The following is a 17,140-nucleotide window of genomic DNA, read 5'->3' on the forward strand; positions in this document are numbered from 1 at the left end:
ATGGCGTCGAGCGACGCCATGGGCCCTGCTGTTTCTCGTCGTGCTACTGCGGCTTGTCCACGTGGAGCCAGTACGGGTCGCCGTCAAGAACGCGGTAGGCGTACATGAAGGTGGACCCGAACCGGTTCATGGAACCTTGGTTGTGCCGGCCGGACATGGCGGACCGGCCGCACGTCTCGGTCCACGTCGGGACCTTCTCGCCCGGCGCGGGGTGCAGCCGCCACTTGCCGTCCGGGTCCTTCATCGTGACGGTGTTGACGCAGTCGGCGCCGGTCGTGACCGGGCTGGGGTTCTTACCCCCGTCGGTCTTGGACATGCCGGCGCTCTGGTAGGTGGCGGCGAAGGAGAACTCGTCGCAGTTCGGCTTGTCCGTGGGTGTGACGAGCGTCGGACTGAACGCGTTGGCCCAGGACCTGGGGCAGATGACGTCGCGGTTGACGTCCTTCTGCATCTTGGTCGGGTCGCTCTTCTGGGGCGTGTCATTGGCAAGGAAGTTCAGCGGGTCTCCCTGCCCCTTCAGCCCGAGGTGGGAAGGGAGCTTGTGCTGCATCATCCAGATGTGGGCGGCAGCACCGGGGTACTTGGATTCGCTGAACGTGTAGGTGGGCGTGTAACGCGGGAACGTGCACCCGGCAGGCCGGCCGGAGAGCAGGTCGTCACAGCGGATCTCGAGATCGTCCTCGCTCGCGGTGATCGGGTTCGGGGCAGCCAGACCGTTGACGCTTGCGGTACTGCGCCACGACAGCTCGATGTTGCTCTTGCCCGTACCGGTCCACTCCGTGGTCTGGGTGGCGGTCAGATGGTGCAGGTCGGCAGCACCGGTGAACGTCTTCGAACCGCTCCAGGTCGGGGGGTTGTTCTTGCAGTAGCCGAGTTTGCACTCGAAGTCGAGGTCGACCGCCGCGCGCGTCACGTTGGCCGTGGCGCTGGCGACACTGATGTCGACCTTCTGCGTGACGGTCTTCGACTTCTTGTCGGTGTGGATCTCGTGCCGGTAGTTGAACTCGATGTCTATGGGCTTGTTGTCGAAGACCCCGCTGACTCCCATCTGGCTGACGATGCACGCATCGGTGCGCGTGTAGTTGATGGACAGCTGGGTGAGCGAGCAGGAGACCGTGTCCGCCGCGCTGGCGGCCGCCGACCTGGCCGCACCGGTGGGTGCGGGTCCGACCGTCATCACCGGACCGGCGACCTTGGCGGTCAGGCCGGTCACACCCTTGCTCCAGAACGGGTGGTCGGTGATCTGCTGTGGGTCCTCGGGGAACTCGGGGTCCGGGCCGCTCTCGTCGGTGGGGTCGGAGAAGGCGAGGTCGCTGGGCAGCCCCCAGTAATCGCCCGGGACGAACGCGACCGCGTCGAACGCGATGTCCGCGCTGCCGTCACCACCGTTGAAGTTGTCGAGGGTGACCTTGGGCGTCACCCCGGCGAACGAGTAGGCGCCCAGGTCGACCCACTTGTTGGACTGGTTGTCCTTCTGGGAGATCACCTTCTCGACGACACCGCTGCCGGTGTGGATCTCGTAGTGGGCGGCGCCGGTCTGTGCCCCGTGGTCCGGGACGAACGCGTACACCTTGGCTTGACCCTCGTGCTCGGTGAGTTCCTGACCCAGGGTCCAGGCACCGGTCACCTTCATGCGGTCGCCCGGCAGCGGGTATGACTCGGGCGAGCGGGTGTGGGTGAACCAGAAGTGGTTGCCGTAGCCCGCGCCGATCTGGTGGGTGTCGATCTTGCCGGGGTAGGTGGTGATGGTCTGCCCGGTGTCGGAGTCGATGATGTCGGAGGGCTGGTAGGTGAGGGTGAAGGTGCCGTCCGACTTCGCGGCGCCGCAGCCGCGTGAGCTGGAGCCCGCCGGGGTCGTGCCGTTGGGGACGTCGTCCACGACCAGCGCGTTCGATGCCAGGCCAGTGCTGCACTTGGGCGGGTAGGAGGCGGCGTCGGGCTGTTCCGGGTAAGTGGTGTTGAACCGGTGCACCTGGTGGCCGCACTCGGCCTGCTTGTCGCAGTCCTTCCACTCGGCGGACTTGTCCCACCAGCAGTGCAGCCAGTGGGGGTTGGTGTCGCTGTCGCCGGTGTCCAGCGAACAGGCGCCCATGCCGGGGTCGTTGGAGTCGCCGTCGGTGATCTTCGACGGGTCGCAGGAGTTGGAGGCGTCGCAGAAGGTGTCCAGCGGCGGCTTTACGCCCGCACGCTGCAGGTCGCTGTTCCACCAGGCGGCCAGGTATCCGGGCTTGAAGTCGCCGGGCGCGAACATCGCGGAGATGGGGCGTGCGGCCCAGCCCAGGACCTTCTCCTCGTAGGGCCAGTCCTGCGGGTGTGCGGCGTGGGAGTAGTCGTCCAGGTGCGGGTCGACGGCGTGCTGGAGGAAGGGGACCCGGTTGGCCTTCCACAGCGGGTTGGCCGGGTTGTTGGTCCAGCCGAGGCCCTTGTGGCCGGCGGAGTCGGCGGCCGGGTAGAAGCCCGAGTTGTACGCCCACAGGGCGAAGAACCAGTTCTCGATCCACTGCGGGTGGCCGTCGTTGACCTTCATCTCCTGGCCGTGGAGATCGTTCCACTTGCGGGAGAGGATGGTCACGCCGTACGCGATGTTCGCGGCGTAGTCCAGCGCGACCGCTTCCTGCGTGGCCGGCGGAAGGGCCGTCTCGTGCTCCTTGGTCTTGCCGGCGAGCCGCATGCCGTCGGTGGCCTGGGTGATGCCGTAACCGCAGTCCGCCTCGGAGAAGTTGATCCGCCACGGGTCGGCCTGGTCACCGTCGGCGGTGTACTGGGTGCCGTAGTAGTTGCCGACGAGGCTGTTGGCGGTGACGCCGGGGACGGCGAAGCGGGTCGCCTGCCACATGTTGGATTCCTGCGCGGTGACGCCGAGCATCACCTGCGAGGGTATGTGCCACCGGTCGGTGATGTCCGGGTCCTCGTTGTCGAGGGTGGCGTTGGGGTCCCCGGCCAGGGTGATCGGCGGGAACAAACCCTGCGGGGTGTAGGAGTCCATGCCGGTGTTCTTCCAGTTCGCCGGCCGGCTGACGTGCAGCTCACCGACGACGGCCTGGTCCACGGCCCATTCCACCTGACGCGGGGTCGGCTGGAACGCCTGCTTGCGCACGTCGTTGCGGGCCACCGCGCAGTACCGCTCGTCGGTGCCCTCGCTGGGCCCGGTCGCCGACGCCGCCAACGCCTGGGTACGGAAGCTCTGGGTGGACATGCCCGCGCTGTCGGCCTTGTCGCCCGCAGGGGCGCCCAGCGCTGGGGAGGGCTTGCTTCCGGCCTCGGCCCGCTCGGCCGACAGCTCGGGTGTGGCGTCCAGTTCGGTGTGTTTGCCGGTGGCGACCACGTCCAGGGCGATCCGCGCGTCGCGGGCCTGCTTGGTCTCGTCGGGCGTGATCAGGCTGGTCCTGCCGTCGGCCCAGGACGTGGACACTCCCGCGTGGCCGAGACTCGACATACGGGCGCCCTTGGCGAGATGCCCCGGGTTCTTCACCGGGCCGGGGAGCGTCCCCCTGTTCTCGGCCTTGCCGGTCAGGAACACCGTGCCGCCGGGGGTGGCCGACAGGTCCCAGTCGGCCAGCTTCCCTTCGGCCACCGTCCGCGGGCTGGTCCTCGTGCCCTTGACCTGCGCGGAGTCCAGGTGCTTGGCCCAGGACTTCGGCGCCGTCTTCTTGGTGTCGGCCTCACGGTCGATGAAGGTCACGCCGTCGCCGCTGTCGGCCGCGATCTGGAACGGCACGTGCTTCGTCGTGGCGAGGACGGTTTCCTTCCGCCCGTTGATACGGACGAGCTTGTTCCCGTGACCGGCCACGATGCCGTGCCGGGTCGGGACGGCGGAGGTGACCTGCCCCGGGAAGGCCACCGGCGCGGACTGCTTGCCCGTTGCCGCGTCCACGGTGATCAGGCGGGTCCGCTGCGCGCTGTCCCCGTCGTGGCTCAGCTGGGTGAACACCACCTCGTCCCCCGTACCGCAGCCGGGCGAGAAGTAGGCCAGCGACGCCGTGAACGGCAGCTTGGTGACCTTGCCGCTGCCCAGCTCGACGACGGCGGTGAACGCACCGCGCACCATCAGCTCCGGGTTGTTCGTGAACGTCCGGGGCGCGTAGGCGACAGCCGCGTACTTACCCGACCCGGTGACACACGTGTTGCCTATCCATGTGTCCGAATCGAATCCGTCTTCCCGCAGGGTGGCCACCGTGGTAAACGCGTAGCCCTCCTTCTCCTTCCCGGCCAGCACATGAAAGCCCGTGCCGTCACCGGAGGTGGACAGGGCCACGTCCTTGGATGAGAAGTAGGAATCACCCAGGACGGCGACACGGTCCTTTTTGCCGACCTCACGGGGTTTGTGCGTGGCCTTCGGCAGGCTCTTGCCGTCCTGCACGGCGTCCGCGGGGACCACCGGCCCCTGAGCCTGCGCGGAGGCGGACAGCGACGAGGCGAGCATCGCCGTCGCCGCCGCTATCACCACCGCGTATCTTTTCTTCCTTGCGCGCACGGTAAAGGCACTTCCTTTTCTTGGTTGTCAGTCGACGACGGGCACGTACTCAGCCATGCGGATCGACACACGCCGTACGAGCGGATCACCAAACCGGGACATACGTGGTGGCGGCGCCTGGACCGGAGGCAGATAGCCAAGAAGTCCGCAGGCACGTTGCAGGTTCACCCACCATTTGCGCGCGCGGCGACCTTCAACACTTCGTCGTTCTTCTTCCGCTCCTCATCGAGGGCGAGCTGATTCTCTTCAATGCGCCGGTTCTGGATCTTCTTCTCGGCGTCGAACCAGACGCCCACCAACCGAGAGCTCTTCTTGCACCCGACATCCGCGACGGCCAGCGCCGTCTCCGCCTCGGAAGGATGGTCGGAACCGAGACTTGATACGAGATCAGGAGCCTTGTAGGGGTGCGCCACACGGTAACCGTGAGACTTCATGCAGGCCGACCACTTCGTTACCGCGGATCGCACCTCGGCAACTTTCCTCGACTCTTCCAGAGAGGCAAATTCCACTTTGCTTGCCAGGGGATATGATATTTTCCCGAGGCTTTCCCTCACCTCGCCCTGGCAGCCATTTTCCGGGATCTTTTCCCCCTTGTAGGATCCGCTCGCCACCTGAACGCCAGATCCGGAGAAAACCGCACTCTCGGCACCCTCGGCCGGCTCCCACACGGGTGGTTCACCGGCACCTCCGGGAAGGTGGTATCCGTACCGCGCCGCCTCCTTGGCATCCGATATTCCGTATCGGCGAGCCATGTTCGCATCGTCGTATCCGGGTGGCGGAAACATTCCTGGCTCCGGAGGGGAGAAGGAATTGAATCCGTACCTCCGCATACAGCTCTTCCAGAGGTTCTGCTGGGCACGCTGCCAGGCGACCGTCTCCGGGTACGAGATCAGATACCCCTCGATCGGCAGGACCATCCCCTTGGTCAGGCCACTGACCGGGGTGCGGGCAGGCCAAGCCTGCTCGTCCACCTTCGAGCCAGTCGCGGCTGCGCTGGGTGCGCCGCCCGCGCTCGTCTCCTCCGACTCACCCGAGGAACATCCCGACACCATAACCGCAGCTATCAGGACGGCACCCGCGACTGCTCTACGCATATGGATCAAGACCTCTTGTGTGAAGCGTTGTTGTTCTTCAGTGCAGATTTCAGGTTCGTCGACGGCCAATCGCTCCCGCAGCCCGGCGCAATCGTCTGAGATGTTCCCTGATAGCCGGAGTTGAAGTAGACGATGTTGTTCACCGAGCACTCGTTGTTCACAGCAGATGCAGCAGCATTCTTGACCCCGATACCATCACCCGAAGCACCGGTGCACCCCGGGTTCGATCCCGTTATGCGGTCCACGCCGCCCCTGAAGATGTACCGCACGAGCACCGCCCCATTCGGGGAGTACCCGTAATAATCAGGGACGCTCTGATTCGCCACGAAACAAGAACTGTACGAATATCCAGTACTGGCGCCGGCACTGTCGTAGTAGACTTCGAAGCAATACCGATTTCCGCTCGAGCTGCATACATCGGATTCGTACGACGTCGGCACGTCGGCCTGAGCCGGCGAACCGCCCTGCAGTACCGCGAGGAATCCGGCACCGACCACAGCAACCCCGCGCGTCCAACGTGCAAACATAAGCAACTCCCCAGCAAGAATGAATATGACAGCCGTAAAAGCTAGTCAATTCCCGCACATCCTCGCTACCATCCACTGAGAATCTGACGCAAATACGCCACCCCACCTGCACCCTTTTGTGTCACTTCGGCATGGTTCAGCAGACCTTCTTCACCCCGCTCCGGTGAGCTAACTTGGTCCAGACCGCGGAACTGACGATTCCGCAGAAGGTTCCCCGGGGGGAAACATGGGCAATTCGGACAAAAATAATAGAATCAAAGAAAGGGAGATAAAGCTCCTGCAACTCCTCTATGCCGGATATGAGGATGCCCGGGCGGCCCGCGCCATGGGTCTGAGCCATCGCACCGTGCAGCGTGACGTGAAGGGGCTGATGCTCAAGGTCGGTGTGAACAGCAGGCTGGCCCTCGGCGCCCGGGCGCAGGAACTCGGCTGGCTGGAGCGGCCCCATGGGCGGAACGAGGCCCAGCGGACCCCGGCAGCGTGGGAGCAGCGCGTGGGGGGCCGGGATGCCGCGTAGCCGACGGCACGTCCTGGTCACGGTGGCCGCCCTGGCGGTCGCGCTGACCGGGGCCGGTCTCGTGTCGACCGCCTTCATCTCCTCGCCCCAGCAGGCGGCCGCCGAGGCGGGGCCGCCCGCACCGGACGTCCTGACGGCGCCGGTGGAGCGCCGGGTGCTGACCGACACCGTCGTCCTGCGCGGCCAGGTCGCCGCCGGCCGGACCTTCGACGTGTCGTCGGCCGGGCCGTCCGGGAAGGACTCCGGCTCGCCCGTGGTGACGAAGCTGATGGTGAAGCCAGGAGCCGCGGTGAAGCCCGGCAAGGTGCTGCTGGAGATCTCCGGACGCCCCCTGTTCGCTCTGGAAGGCGGACTGCCGGTCTACCGCGACCTGCGCCCCGGCTCGCACGGCGACGACGTGCGCCAGCTCCAAGCCGCCCTCTCCAGCGCCGGTTTCAGTAGCCAGGGCGACGAGGCGGGCTACTTCGGCACCGGCACGAAAGCGGCGGTGACCCGGCTCTACGGGTCGCTCGGATACGACCCCGCCCCCGCCCAGGAGGACGGACAGCGCAAGCTGAGGGAGGCCCGGCGCGCGGCGACCGACATGGAGCGCGCGGTCCAGGACGCCGAACCGGGTACGGCCAGGCAGCGGGCGGTCGACGACCTGGACGACGCGCGCGCCGAACTGAAGGCCGTGGAGGCCGCGGACGGCCCCATGGTCCCAGCCTCCGAGCTCGCCTTCTTCCCGGTGTTCCCGGCCCGGGTCGACACCCTCGGCGCCCGCGTGGGCGGCCCGGCCGGCGACAAACTGCTCACCGTCTCGGCCGGGGACCTGGTGGTCAAGGGTTCGCTCGGTTCGAGCGAGGCGGGGCTGGTCAGGCCGGGCCAGAAGGTACGGATCCTCTCCGAGCTCACCGGCACCACCGCGTCGGGCGTCGTCGCCTCGGTGGCCGACGGCCTGTCGGCCGCCGATCCGGGTGCGCAGGAGGAGGGCGCCGCCCCGGACGCCGAGAAGGGGGCGGTCGGCCACGCCCTCGTCGTCACCCCCACCAAGGCGCTGCCCGCCGAACTCGCCCATCAGGACGTCCGGTTGACTGTGGAGGCGGCGACGTCCAAGTCCAAGGTCCTCGTCGTCCCCATCTCCGCGGTGTCCGCGGGTGCGGACGCCCGCACCACGGTCACCGTGCTCCTGGCCGACGGCGGACGGCGGCGGGTGGAGGTACGCCCCGGCATCTCGGGCGACGGATACGTCGAGGTCACTCCGACCGGGCACGGCGCCCTCGCCCCCGGCGACAAGGTCATCGTCGGCGCCGCTCCGGCCGGCGGCGACTCCGCGGAGCGAGGCGGTTCGCCCTCATGACGGCCCCGGCCCCCCTCGCCCCTCCCGCAGGCGCTCCTCCGGCAGGCGCCCCTCCGCTCGTCATGGAGTTCGACCAGGTGGCCCTCACATACCCCGGGCCGCCGCCGGTCGAGGCGCTGAAGCCCTGTCATCTCGCCGTGAAGCGGGGCGACTACCTCGCCGTCGTCGGCCCCTCCGGGTCCGGGAAGTCCACCTTCCTCAACATCGCCGGGCTCCTCGACGTACCCACCCAGGGCCGCTACCTGCTCGACGGCACGGACACCACCGCCCTCCGGGAGGCGGACCGGACGGCGCTGCGGGGCCGCCGTATCGGCTTCGTCTTCCAGGCGTTCCACCTCGTATCGCACCGCAGCGCCGTCGAGAACGTCACGCTCTCCATGCTCTACGCGGGGACGCCGCGCCGTGAGCGCAGGGAGCGCGCGCTCGAGGCGCTGCACCGGGTGGGGCTCGACCACCGGGCCGACGCGCTGCCGATCCGGATGTCCGGCGGAGAGCGGCAGCGGGTCGCCATCGCCAGGGCCCTGGTGGCACGCCCGTCCCTCCTGCTCTGCGACGAGCTCACCGGCAACCTGGACTCCGCCACCACCGAGTCCGTGCTCTCGCTCCTCGACGAACTCCACCGCGACGGCATGACGCTCCTCGTCATCACGCACGACCCGGTCGTCGCGGCCCGCGCGGCCCGGAAGGTGACGATCCGGGACGGCATCCTCACCGAAGCCGAAGCCGAAGCCGAGCCCATCTCCGAGACCGGGCCCGCACCCGCATCCGCAACCGCAACCAAAACCGAGACGGCGGGTGCCGGATGATCCCACGCACACCAAAGGCCCTCGCGTCACGGCTCCGGCGCCGGCCGGGCACCGCCGGGGCCGTCCCCCGGACCCGTCTGCGCTTCCTGGACCTGCTCGCCGAGGCCCACGCCGGAATCCTCCAGCGCCCCGGCCGCTCCGCCCTGACCGCCCTGGGCACCGTGCTGGGCGTGGGCACGTTCGTCGCCATCCTGGGGCTGACCGCCACCGCGTCCTCCCAGATCGACGCACGCTTCAACACGCTCGTCGCGACGGAGGTGACGATCGAGGACATCGGCGGGGACAGCGCCGAGCGCATCGCCAACGCGTTCCCCGACGACGCGCCCTCCCGTCTGGAGCACCTGCACGGCGTCCGGCACGCGGGCGTCTACTGGCACGTCGACGTCACCGGCGGAAGCACGGTCACCGCCGCACCGGTCGGCGACACGGCGGGCGGCGAGGAGGCACCGGTGGTCGCGGCGACCCCGGGGGTGCTCTCGGCAGCCGGACCGACGCTGTCCCAGGGGCGGATCTTCGACGCCTTCCACCAGCGCCGCGCCGAGGACGTCGTGGTCATCGGCTCCGGGCTCGCCGACCGGCTCGGCATCACCACCCTGGAGACCCAGCCCGCGGTCTTCATCGGGGGCACCCCGCTCACCGTGATCGGCATCGTGGACGACGTGGCCCGACAGGAGGACCTGCTCCTCTCCGTCATCGTCCCGAGCACCACCGCCGAGAAGTACTGGGGCGGCCCGGCCCGCGGCGAACGCGCCAAGATGCTGGTCTCCACCCGGCTCGGGGCCGCCACCCAGATCGCGCGGGAAGCGGCGCTCGCCCTGGACCCGGCCCACCCGGACCGCTTCAAGTCGATCCCGCCGCCCGACCCGCGCACCCTGCGCGGCAACGTCAGCGGCGACCTCGACCAGCTCCTGCTGCTGCTCGCCGGCATCTGCCTGGTCATCGGCACGGTCGGCATCGCCAACACCACGCTCGTCGCGGTGCTGGAGCGCACCGCCGAGATCGGCGTACGCCGCGCCCTCGGCGCCCGCGCCCGGCACATCACCGCCCAGTTCCTCACCGAATCCGGGGCACTGGGCGCGCTGGGCGGCCTCGTGGGCACCAGCCTGGGCACGCTCACCGTGGTCGGCGTCGCCGTCGCCCGAGACTGGACCCCGATCGTCCACCCGGCGACGGTGGCGGCGGCCCCCCTGATCGGCCTGGCCACGGGCCTCCTCGCCGGTCTCTACCCGGCGTGGCGCGCGTCCGGGATCCAGCCGGTGGAGGCACTGCGGCGCTGACGCGCGGGGCGGGGGCGTGTCCGGCCCCGGACGACCCGCCCCGGACGACCCGCCCCGGACACGGATGCGGGCGCCCCCGGCCGGGGGCGCCCGCATCGCGGCTCGTCGAGGCCCTACACGTCGAGCTGGTCCGCGACCGCCCGCAGCAGGCCGGCGATCTTCGCGCCCGCGGCCTTGTCGGGGTAGCGGCCGCGCTCCAGCATCGGTGTGATGTTCTCCAGAAGGGTCGTCAGGTCCTGGACGATCGACGCCAGCTCGTCCGGCTTGCGGCGCTGGGCGGCCGCGACGGACGGGGTCGGATCGAGGATCGACACGGAGAGCGCCTGGTCACCGCGCTGGCCGGCGACCACGCCGAATTCGACGCGCTGGCCGGGCTTGAGAGCGTCGACCCCGGCCGGAAGCACGGACGAGTGCACGAAGACGTCGCTGCCGTCGTCGCGGGAGAGGAAGCCGAAGCCCTTCTCACTGTTGAACCACTTGACCTTGCCAGTCGGCAAAGCACGCACCCCATCTCAACCCGTATGCCGGAACGAAGCCCTCAGCAGGTCAGGCCGTCCTGTGCTCGTGCTCCCCTGCTGGCTGAAGCCTTCACAGATGAAGTACCCCTCGTCAAGCCTGGTCATCCGGACTGTGTCCGGAAACGGCACCTGCTTCACCCCGACACGGTTTCCCCACGGCCGGGAACTACCCTGACGGGGTGAGTACCTCATCTTCCGGCGCGGGCGACCGGCTGGTCCGGATCGGCGCGGTCGTCTTCTTCATCGGCGCCCTCGCCACCCTCGCCACCATGGCCCCCCTGTTCCTCGGCACCCACCCGCTCCCGTCGATCGCGTGGTCCCTCTGCATGCTGATGGGCGTCGGCTTCCTGATCGCGGCGGCGGGCGTCATCCGCTCGGCCCGCGCGGGGGCGCGCGAGCGCTAACCGCGCGCGGTGTACGCCTCCAGCCAGGCGGGGAGCTCGGTGAGCGAGGCGAGGACCACGTCCGCGCCCGCCGCGCGGAGCTCCTCCGCGTCGCACGGGCCCGTCGCGACGGCCACCGAGACGGCGTCCGCCGCCCGGGCGCCGCGCACGTCGCCGACGTGGTCGCCCACGTAGACCGTGGCGCCGTGCTCCCTCAGGGCGACCGCCTTCTGCTCGGCCCAGAGGTCGCCCACGACGACGTCCGGCTCGATGCCGAGGTGCGCCAGGTGCAGCTTGGCGTTCGGTTCGTACTTGGCGGTGACCACCATGGTCCGGCCGCCGAGCGCGCGGATCGCCTCGATCGACTCCCGCGCGCCCGGCATGGCGAGCGCCGGGGTGATCGCGTACGACGGGTATATCTCCCGGTACCGGTCCGCCCTCGCGGGCACCTCCTCGGCCGGGAACCAGTGCGCGATCTCCTGCTCCAGCGGCGGGCCCAGCCGGCTCACCACCAGGTCGGCGTCGATCACGGCGCCCGTCTCGGCGGCGAACGCCACGAAGGCGGCCTTGATGCCGGGGCGGGAGTCGATGAGCGTCATGTCCAGGTCGAAGCCGACCGTCAGCGGTGAGGGAGTCATGCCCCCATTCTGAACGCCGTACGGACCCGGCCGGGCCGCTCCCGCTACTTCCGCCTCGCCCGCCACACCAGGAACAGCGCCGAGGCCACCGCCGCCGCGCGTACCGTCACCGGCCATACGTCGCCCAGCGCGTCCTTCATCCCGTGTTCCGGGATGGGGGTGCCCCAGCGGCCGTCCAGGCGGCCCCACAGCCAGACCAGGGCCGCCGCCGCGACCACCCCGGGCAGGCCCATCGCCGCCCACTTCGCCTCCGCGCGGGACAATCCGCGCGAGCTGTACGCGAGCAGCCAGCCGCCCGCCAGGGCCAGCAGGGAGCCCATCACCGCGCCCACCACCAGCAGGGCGGCGGCCAGCAGCAGCACGGGGTTGCCGAAGCCCCGGCGCGGGGCGGCGCCCCCGGCCGGCCGGGGGCGGGTGCGGGAGAGCTTCGGGCGCCAACGGCGGCGAGGTTTCTCCGGAGGTGGCTGCTCCTCGTCCTCCGGGGCGTCCTCGGCCTCCGCCGGTTCCTCCTTCGCCTCCTTCGCCCCCTCCGGCTCCGGCGGGCGCAGCAGCGCCGGGATCTCCACGCCGCCCCGGAAGCCCGGCACCTCCGTGCCCGGGCCGAACTCGCCGAAGGCGCCCGGTCCCGACTCGCCGAACGGGCCGGGTTCGTCCCGCCACCAGTCCGCCTCGCCGGCGTCCGGGCCCAGCTCGGCCGTGCCCGCCCGGTGCGGGGCCGTCGGCGGCGCGGGCTCGGGGGGACCCGCCCGGCGCGGTCCGGGAATTTCCGCCGCCTCCGGCGCCCCCGCCCGCGCCGCCGCCGCGACCAGTTCGTCCGGGGTGCCGAGCGTGCCGATGATGCGGCGCACCTGGCCGGGCGTGTTCGCCGCCTGGACCGTGCGCTGCCGTTCGATCTCGGCCCTGAGCTCCGACACGAGCCGCATCCGGGTGGCCGACGACAGCTGCTGCCGCTGGGCCAGGTCGCCGACCCGGCTCAGATAGTCGTAGACCAACTGGTCGCTCTCGATCCCCACGCGCTGGCCCCCTCCGTACCCCTCTACCGGCCTGCACCGACGGTAGCGCCCGCGCGGCTGTCCGGAGCGACTACCGTGGGGCGGATGGGGACGACCACACCACCGCGGACGCTCGCCGAGGCCCTGCGCGCCCGGGACGACGAGTCACTGGCCGGGCTGCTGCGGGCGCGGCCCGACCTCCTTTCCCCCGTGCCGGGCGACATCACCCAGCTCGCCACGCGCGCGGGCACCCGTGCGTCCGTCGTCCGGGCCCTGGAACACCTCGACCGGTTCGCCCTGCAGACCGCCGAGGCGCTGGCGATCGCGCCCGACCCCGCCCCGTACGGGACGCTGCTCGGCCTGCTGACCGGTGACGGGCAGGACGACGGCGAGCAGCGCGACGACGTGGGTGCCGCGATCGTGGCGGCGCTGCCCGACGCGCTCGGCACCCTGCGCGAGCAGGCCCTGGTGTGGGGCGAGGACGACCGGCTGCGGCTGGTGCGTACGGCGAGGGAGCTGCTGTCGCCGTCCCCGCAGCACCCCTCCCCCACCGGTCTCGGGCCGACCGTCGCCGAGGCCACCGCGGGGATGTCGCCCGGCCGGCTCCAGGAGATCCTGGCCGCCGCCGGGCTGCCCGCCACGCACGACCCGGTGTCCGCGGTGACGGCCCTGACCGCGCTGTTCACCGACCGCACCCGGATGGGCGAGCTGCTGGACACCGCCCCCATGGAGGCGCTGGCGGTCCTGGACCGGCTCGTGTGGGGGCCGCCGTACGGGGAGGTGACGCCGAACCCGACGCCGCCCGTGAAGTGGCTGCGCGACCGGGGGCTCCTGCTGCCGGTCTCGACCCGGACGGTCGTGCTGCCGCGCGAGGCCGCGCTGCATCTGCGGGCCGGGCGCGCGCACCGGGTGCCCGAGCCGCGGCCGCCGGTCGTGGCGGCCCTCGCCGAACGCGATCCACAGGCTGTGGACAGGGCGGCGGCCGGCCAGGCGTTCTCGGCCGTGAGCACCGTCGAGGAACTGCTGAAGCACTGGAACGGCGGCGGCCCCGTCGTCCTGCGGGCCGGCGGGCTCAGCGTCCGCGAGCTGCGGAAGACCGCCGCCGCGCTGGACGTCCCGGAGCCCGTCGCCGCGTTCTGGGTCGAACTCGCCTACGCCGCCGGGCTGCTGGCCTCCGACGGCGAGGCGGACGAGCGGTACGCGCCGACGCCCGCGTACGACGAGTGGCTGGAGCTGCCCGCCGAGGAGCGCTGGGTCTCCCTCGCGACCGCCTGGCTCACCGCCACCCGCACCTCCGGCCTGGTCGGCGGGCAGGACGCCAAGGGCCGCGCGCTGTCGGCCCTCGGCCCCGACCTGGACCGTGCCGCCGCGCCCGAGGTACGCCACCGCGTCCTCGCCCTGCTCGACGGGCTTTTGGCCGGCACCGCGCCCGACCCCGAGACCGTGCTCGCCCGGCTCCGCTGGGAACGGCCCCTGCGCGGGTCCGCCGCGACCACCGGGGAGACCGCGGACCTGCGGTCCCGGATCGCCCTGTGGACGCTCAACGAGGCGGAGCTCCTCGGCATCACCGGGCGCGGCGCCCTCGCCTCCCACACCCGCGCCCTGCTCACCGAGGGGCCCGCGAAGGCCGCCGGGCTGCTCGCCCCGCTGCTGCCCGAGCCCCTGGACCACGTCCTGCTCCAGGCCGACCTCACCGCCGTCGCGCCCGGGCCGCTGGAACGCCCGCTCGCGGACATGCTCGGCGCCCTCGCGGACATCGAGTCCAAGGGCGGGGCGACGGTGTACCGGTTCACGCCCGGGTCGGTGCGCCGGGCGCTGGACGCCGGGCGGACCGCCGCCGACCTGCACGCCTTCCTCGCCGCGCACAGCCGTACGCCGGTGCCGCAGCCGCTGAGCTACCTCATCGACGACGTGGCGCGCCGCCACGGCCACCTCCGGATCGGCGCCGCCTCCTCGTACCTACGCTGCGACGACGAGGCCGTCCTCGGCGAGATCCTCGCCGACAAGCGGTCCGCCGCGCTGCGGCTGCGCCGGATCGCGCCGACGGTGCTGGCCGCCCTCGCCGATCCGGCGTCCCTCCTCGACGGGCTCCGCGAGATGGGGTACGCGCCCGCCGCGGAGTCCGCGGACGGCGACGTCCTGATCACCCGGGCCGGCGCCCGCCGCACCCCGCCCCGCTCCGCGCCCGCCCCCGTCCCCGAGGGCCCGCCGGTGCCGGACACCACCCTGCTCGGCGCGGCGGTCCGGGCGATCCGGGCCGGCGACACCGCCGCCACGGTCGTCCACGCCCAGAAGGACACCGCCCCCGCCACGCCGCCCGGCGCGCTGCCGCGTACCACCCCGGCGGAGACCCTGGTCACCGTCCAGGCCGCCGCGATGACCGGCTCCGCGGTGTGGATCGGCTACGTCAACGCGGACGGCGCCGCCAGCCAGCGCGTGATCGCCCCGGTCCGCGTGGAGGGCGGCTTCGTGACCGCGTACGACCACACGGCGGACGAGATCCGCACGTACCCGCTGCACCGGATCACGGGCGCGGCGGAACTGGCGGAATGACCGCCCCGCGCGAACCAGGGCGACCCGGCCCGTCCGGCGCTTGAGGACGGAACCGTCCGCCCCGGGCGCCCGCGGCCGGCCCGACCGGGCCAACGACACGCCGCCCGCTCATACGGCACACTGGACGTTTCGCCGAGCCGAAAGGGCCCACGCGCGTGAGCGGACCTCTCATCGTCCAAAGTGACAAAACGCTCCTCCTCGAAGTCGACCACGAGCAGGCCGACGCCTGCCGCCGGGCCATCGCGCCGTTCGCCGAGCTGGAGCGGGCGCCCGAGCACATCCACACGTACCGGCTGACCCCGCTCGGACTGTGGAACGCCCGGGCGGCCGGGCACGACGCCGAGCAGGTCGTGGACGCGCTCGTGACGTACTCGCGCTACCCCGTGCCGCACGCGCTGCTCGTCGACATCGCCGAGACGATGGACCGCTACGGCCGCCTCACGCTCTCCAAGCACCCCGTGCACGGGCTCGTCCTGACGACGACGGACCGGCCGGTGCTGGAGGAGATCCTCCGGTCGAAGAAGGTCCAGCCGCTGGTGGGCGCCCGGATCGACCCGGACACCGTGGCCGTGCACCCGTCCGAGCGCGGGCAGGTGAAGCAGACGCTGCTCAAGCTCGGCTGGCCCGCCGAGGACCTCGCCGGTTACGTGGACGGCGAGGCGCACCCCATCGAGCTGGACGAGGACGGCTGGGCGCTGCGCCCGTACCAGCAGCAGGCCGTGGACGGGTTCTGGCACGGCGGGTCCGGGGTCGTCGTGCTGCCCTGCGGCGCGGGCAAGACGCTGGTCGGGGCGGGTGCGATGGCGCAGGCCAAGGCGACCACCCTGATCCTGGTGACGAACACCGTCTCCGCCCGGCAGTGGAAGCACGAGCTGGTGAAGCGGACCTCGCTGACCGAGGACGAGATCGGCGAGTACAGCGGGACCAGGAAGGAGATCCGGCCGGTCACGATCGCCACGTACCAGGTGCTGACGACCCGCCGGAAGGGCGTCTACCCGCACCTGGAGCTGTTCGACTCCCGCGACTGGGGTCTGGTGATCTACGACGAGGTGCACCTGCTGCCCGCGCCGGTCTTCAAGTTCACCGCGGACCTCCAGGCCCGCCGCCGGCTCGGGCTGACCGCGACGCTGGTGCGTGAGGACGGCCGCGAGTCGGACGTCTTCTCGCTCATCGGGCCCAAGCGGTTCGACGCGCCGTGGAAGGAGATCGAGGCGCAGGGCTACATCGCGCCGGCGGACTGCGTGGAGGTCCGGGTCAACCTCACGGACTCGGAGCGGCTGGCGTACGCGACCGCCGAGGCCGAGGAGAAGTACCGGTTCTGCGCGACGACCGCGACCAAGCGGAAGGTCACCGAGGCGCTGGTGCGCAAGCACAAGGGCGAGCAGACCCTCGTCATCGGGCAGTACATCGACCAGCTCGACGAGCTGGGCGAGCATCTGGACGCCCCGGTGATCAAGGGCGAGACGAGCAACGCGCAGCGCGAGAAGCTGTTCGAGGCGTTCCGGCAGGGCGAGCTGAACGTGCTGGTGGTGTCGAAGGTGGCGAACTTCTCCATCGACCTGCCGGAGGCGACGGTCGCCATCCAGGTGTCCGGGACGTTCGGTTCGCGCCAGGAGGAGGCGCAGCGCCTGGGCCGGGTGCTGCGGCCGAAGGCGGACGGGCACGAGGCGCGGTTCTACTCGGTCGTCGCGCGCGACACGATCGACCAGGACTTCGCCGCGCACCGCCAGCGGTTCCTGGCCGAGCAGGGGTACGCGTACCGGATCGTCGACGCGGACGAGCTGCTGTCGGAGAGCTGAGGGAAGGCGCGGGCGCGGTCAGCGTCCGCGCCGCACCCCCGCCTCCTCCGCGTACTCGCCGAGGACGACGACGCCGAAGGCGGCCTGCGCGAACACCTTGACGGCGCGCAGGGCGCCGAAGGCGCGGTTGTGGGGGTGACCGGGGGCCGCGGTGGCGCCGGTCCTTCGCGGGTCGAGAGTGACGGTGCTCATGTGTCCATGGTGCTCCTGGCGGGCGCGCCGG

14 protein-coding genes are annotated in these 17,140 nt (G+C 71.1%); 7 read left to right on the top strand and 7 right to left on the bottom strand.

The window, feature by feature from the left end; genetic code table 11:
• Positions 1-43 precede the first annotated feature (43 nt).
• The 3 genes from ABZ564_RS09355 to ABZ564_RS09365 form a co-directional block, all read right to left on the bottom strand.
• The gene (locus ABZ564_RS09355) at positions 44-4,447 is read right to left on the bottom strand and encodes a hypothetical protein (protein WP_360852110.1); all 4,404 of its coding nucleotides are present in this window, start codon (positions 4,445-4,447) and stop codon (positions 44-46) included.
• Positions 4,448-4,638: 191 nt separating this feature from the next.
• Entirely contained in the window at positions 4,639-5,637 is a 999-nt protein-coding gene (locus tag ABZ564_RS09360; RefSeq protein WP_360852113.1) for a hypothetical protein, read from the bottom strand.
• Positions 5,574-5,894 carry a hypothetical protein gene (locus tag ABZ564_RS09365; RefSeq protein WP_360852116.1) on the bottom strand — a complete coding sequence of 107 codons (321 nt, stop codon included), beginning with the start codon at positions 5,892-5,894 and terminating at the stop codon, positions 5,574-5,576. The genes ABZ564_RS09360 and ABZ564_RS09365 overlap by 64 nt, the downstream gene beginning before the upstream one ends.
• 427 nt (positions 5,895-6,321) lie before the next feature.
• Between ABZ564_RS09365 and ABZ564_RS09370 the strand changes: the two genes are divergently transcribed.
• The 4 genes from ABZ564_RS09370 (at position 6,322) to ABZ564_RS09385 (ending at position 10,034) form a co-directional block, all read left to right on the top strand.
• Positions 6,322-6,612, top strand: a complete 291-nt coding sequence (locus ABZ564_RS09370; RefSeq protein WP_360852119.1) for a LuxR C-terminal-related transcriptional regulator — start codon at positions 6,322-6,324, stop codon at positions 6,610-6,612.
• Positions 6,602-7,951: a peptidoglycan-binding protein gene (locus tag ABZ564_RS09375; RefSeq protein ID WP_360852122.1), complete on the top strand. Its 1,350-nt coding sequence runs from the start codon at positions 6,602-6,604 to the stop codon at positions 7,949-7,951. The genes ABZ564_RS09370 and ABZ564_RS09375 overlap by 11 nt, the downstream gene beginning before the upstream one ends.
• A 62-nt stretch (positions 7,952-8,013) precedes the next feature.
• The gene (locus ABZ564_RS09380; protein WP_360852125.1) at positions 8,014-8,757 is read left to right on the top strand and encodes an ABC transporter ATP-binding protein; all 744 of its coding nucleotides are present in this window, start codon (positions 8,014-8,016) and stop codon (positions 8,755-8,757) included.
• A complete protein-coding gene (locus tag ABZ564_RS09385) occupies positions 8,754-10,034 on the top strand; it encodes an ABC transporter permease (protein WP_360852128.1) in 1,281 nt (426 codons plus the stop codon). The genes ABZ564_RS09380 and ABZ564_RS09385 overlap by 4 nt, the downstream gene beginning before the upstream one ends.
• A 113-nt stretch (positions 10,035-10,147) precedes the next feature.
• On the opposite strand, the gene ABZ564_RS09390 is transcribed toward ABZ564_RS09385, so the two are convergent.
• Entirely contained in the window at positions 10,148-10,531 is a 384-nt protein-coding gene (locus ABZ564_RS09390; protein WP_275449733.1) for a cold-shock protein, read from the bottom strand.
• Positions 10,532-10,731: 200 nt separating this feature from the next.
• On the opposite strand from ABZ564_RS09390, the gene ABZ564_RS09395 reads away from it, so the two are divergent.
• On the top strand, positions 10,732-10,956 hold the full coding sequence (locus tag ABZ564_RS09395) for a hypothetical protein (protein ID WP_360852132.1): 225 nt from the start codon (positions 10,732-10,734) through the stop codon (positions 10,954-10,956).
• Here the strand turns inward: ABZ564_RS09395 and ABZ564_RS09400 are convergent.
• Entirely contained in the window at positions 10,953-11,573 is a 621-nt protein-coding gene (locus tag ABZ564_RS09400) for a haloacid dehalogenase-like hydrolase (protein WP_360852135.1), read from the bottom strand. The genes ABZ564_RS09395 and ABZ564_RS09400 overlap by 4 nt on opposite strands.
• A 44-nt stretch (positions 11,574-11,617) precedes the next feature.
• Positions 11,618-12,586: a hypothetical protein gene (locus ABZ564_RS09405; RefSeq protein WP_360852138.1), complete on the bottom strand. Its 969-nt coding sequence runs from the start codon at positions 12,584-12,586 to the stop codon at positions 11,618-11,620.
• A gap of 84 nt (positions 12,587-12,670) precedes the next feature.
• On the opposite strand from ABZ564_RS09405, the gene ABZ564_RS09410 reads away from it, so the two are divergent.
• The gene (locus tag ABZ564_RS09410; RefSeq protein ID WP_360852141.1) at positions 12,671-15,118 is read left to right on the top strand and encodes a helicase C-terminal domain-containing protein; all 2,448 of its coding nucleotides are present in this window, start codon (positions 12,671-12,673) and stop codon (positions 15,116-15,118) included.
• A gap of 155 nt (positions 15,119-15,273) precedes the next feature.
• Positions 15,274-16,917, top strand: coding sequence for a DNA repair helicase XPB (locus ABZ564_RS09415; RefSeq protein ID WP_018101536.1), 1,644 nt, complete (start codon positions 15,274-15,276; stop codon positions 16,915-16,917).
• Positions 16,918-16,935: 18 nt separating this feature from the next.
• Here ABZ564_RS09415 and ABZ564_RS09420 read toward each other — a convergent pair whose 3' ends face one another.
• Positions 16,936-17,109, bottom strand: a complete 174-nt coding sequence (locus tag ABZ564_RS09420) for a hypothetical protein (protein WP_360852144.1) — start codon at positions 17,107-17,109, stop codon at positions 16,936-16,938.
• Between the last annotated feature and the right edge of the window lie 31 nt (positions 17,110-17,140).

Origin of the sequence: Streptomyces sp. NPDC019224 (assembly GCF_040632605.1) — a bacterium.
In the GTDB taxonomy this organism is placed as follows: domain Bacteria; phylum Actinomycetota; class Actinomycetes; order Streptomycetales; family Streptomycetaceae; genus Streptomyces.

Excerpts from the sequence above, each read along its gene's own strand:
- ABZ564_RS09380 (WP_360852125.1), top strand. The coding sequence starts at position 8,014 with ATGGAGTTCGACCAGGTGGCCCTCACATACCCCGGGCCGCCGCCGGTC.
- ABZ564_RS09400 (WP_360852135.1), bottom strand. The coding sequence starts at position 11,573 with ATGACTCCCTCACCGCTGACGGTCGGCTTCGACCTGGACATGACGCTC.
- ABZ564_RS09375 (WP_360852122.1), top strand. The coding sequence starts at position 6,602 with ATGCCGCGTAGCCGACGGCACGTCCTGGTCACGGTGGCCGCCCTGGCG.
- ABZ564_RS09410 (WP_360852141.1), top strand. The coding sequence starts at position 12,671 with ATGGGGACGACCACACCACCGCGGACGCTCGCCGAGGCCCTGCGCGCC.
- ABZ564_RS09385 (WP_360852128.1), top strand. The coding sequence starts at position 8,754 with ATGATCCCACGCACACCAAAGGCCCTCGCGTCACGGCTCCGGCGCCGG.
- ABZ564_RS09370 (WP_360852119.1), top strand. The coding sequence starts at position 6,322 with ATGGGCAATTCGGACAAAAATAATAGAATCAAAGAAAGGGAGATAAAG.
- ABZ564_RS09420 (WP_360852144.1), bottom strand. The coding sequence starts at position 17,109 with ATGAGCACCGTCACTCTCGACCCGCGAAGGACCGGCGCCACCGCGGCC.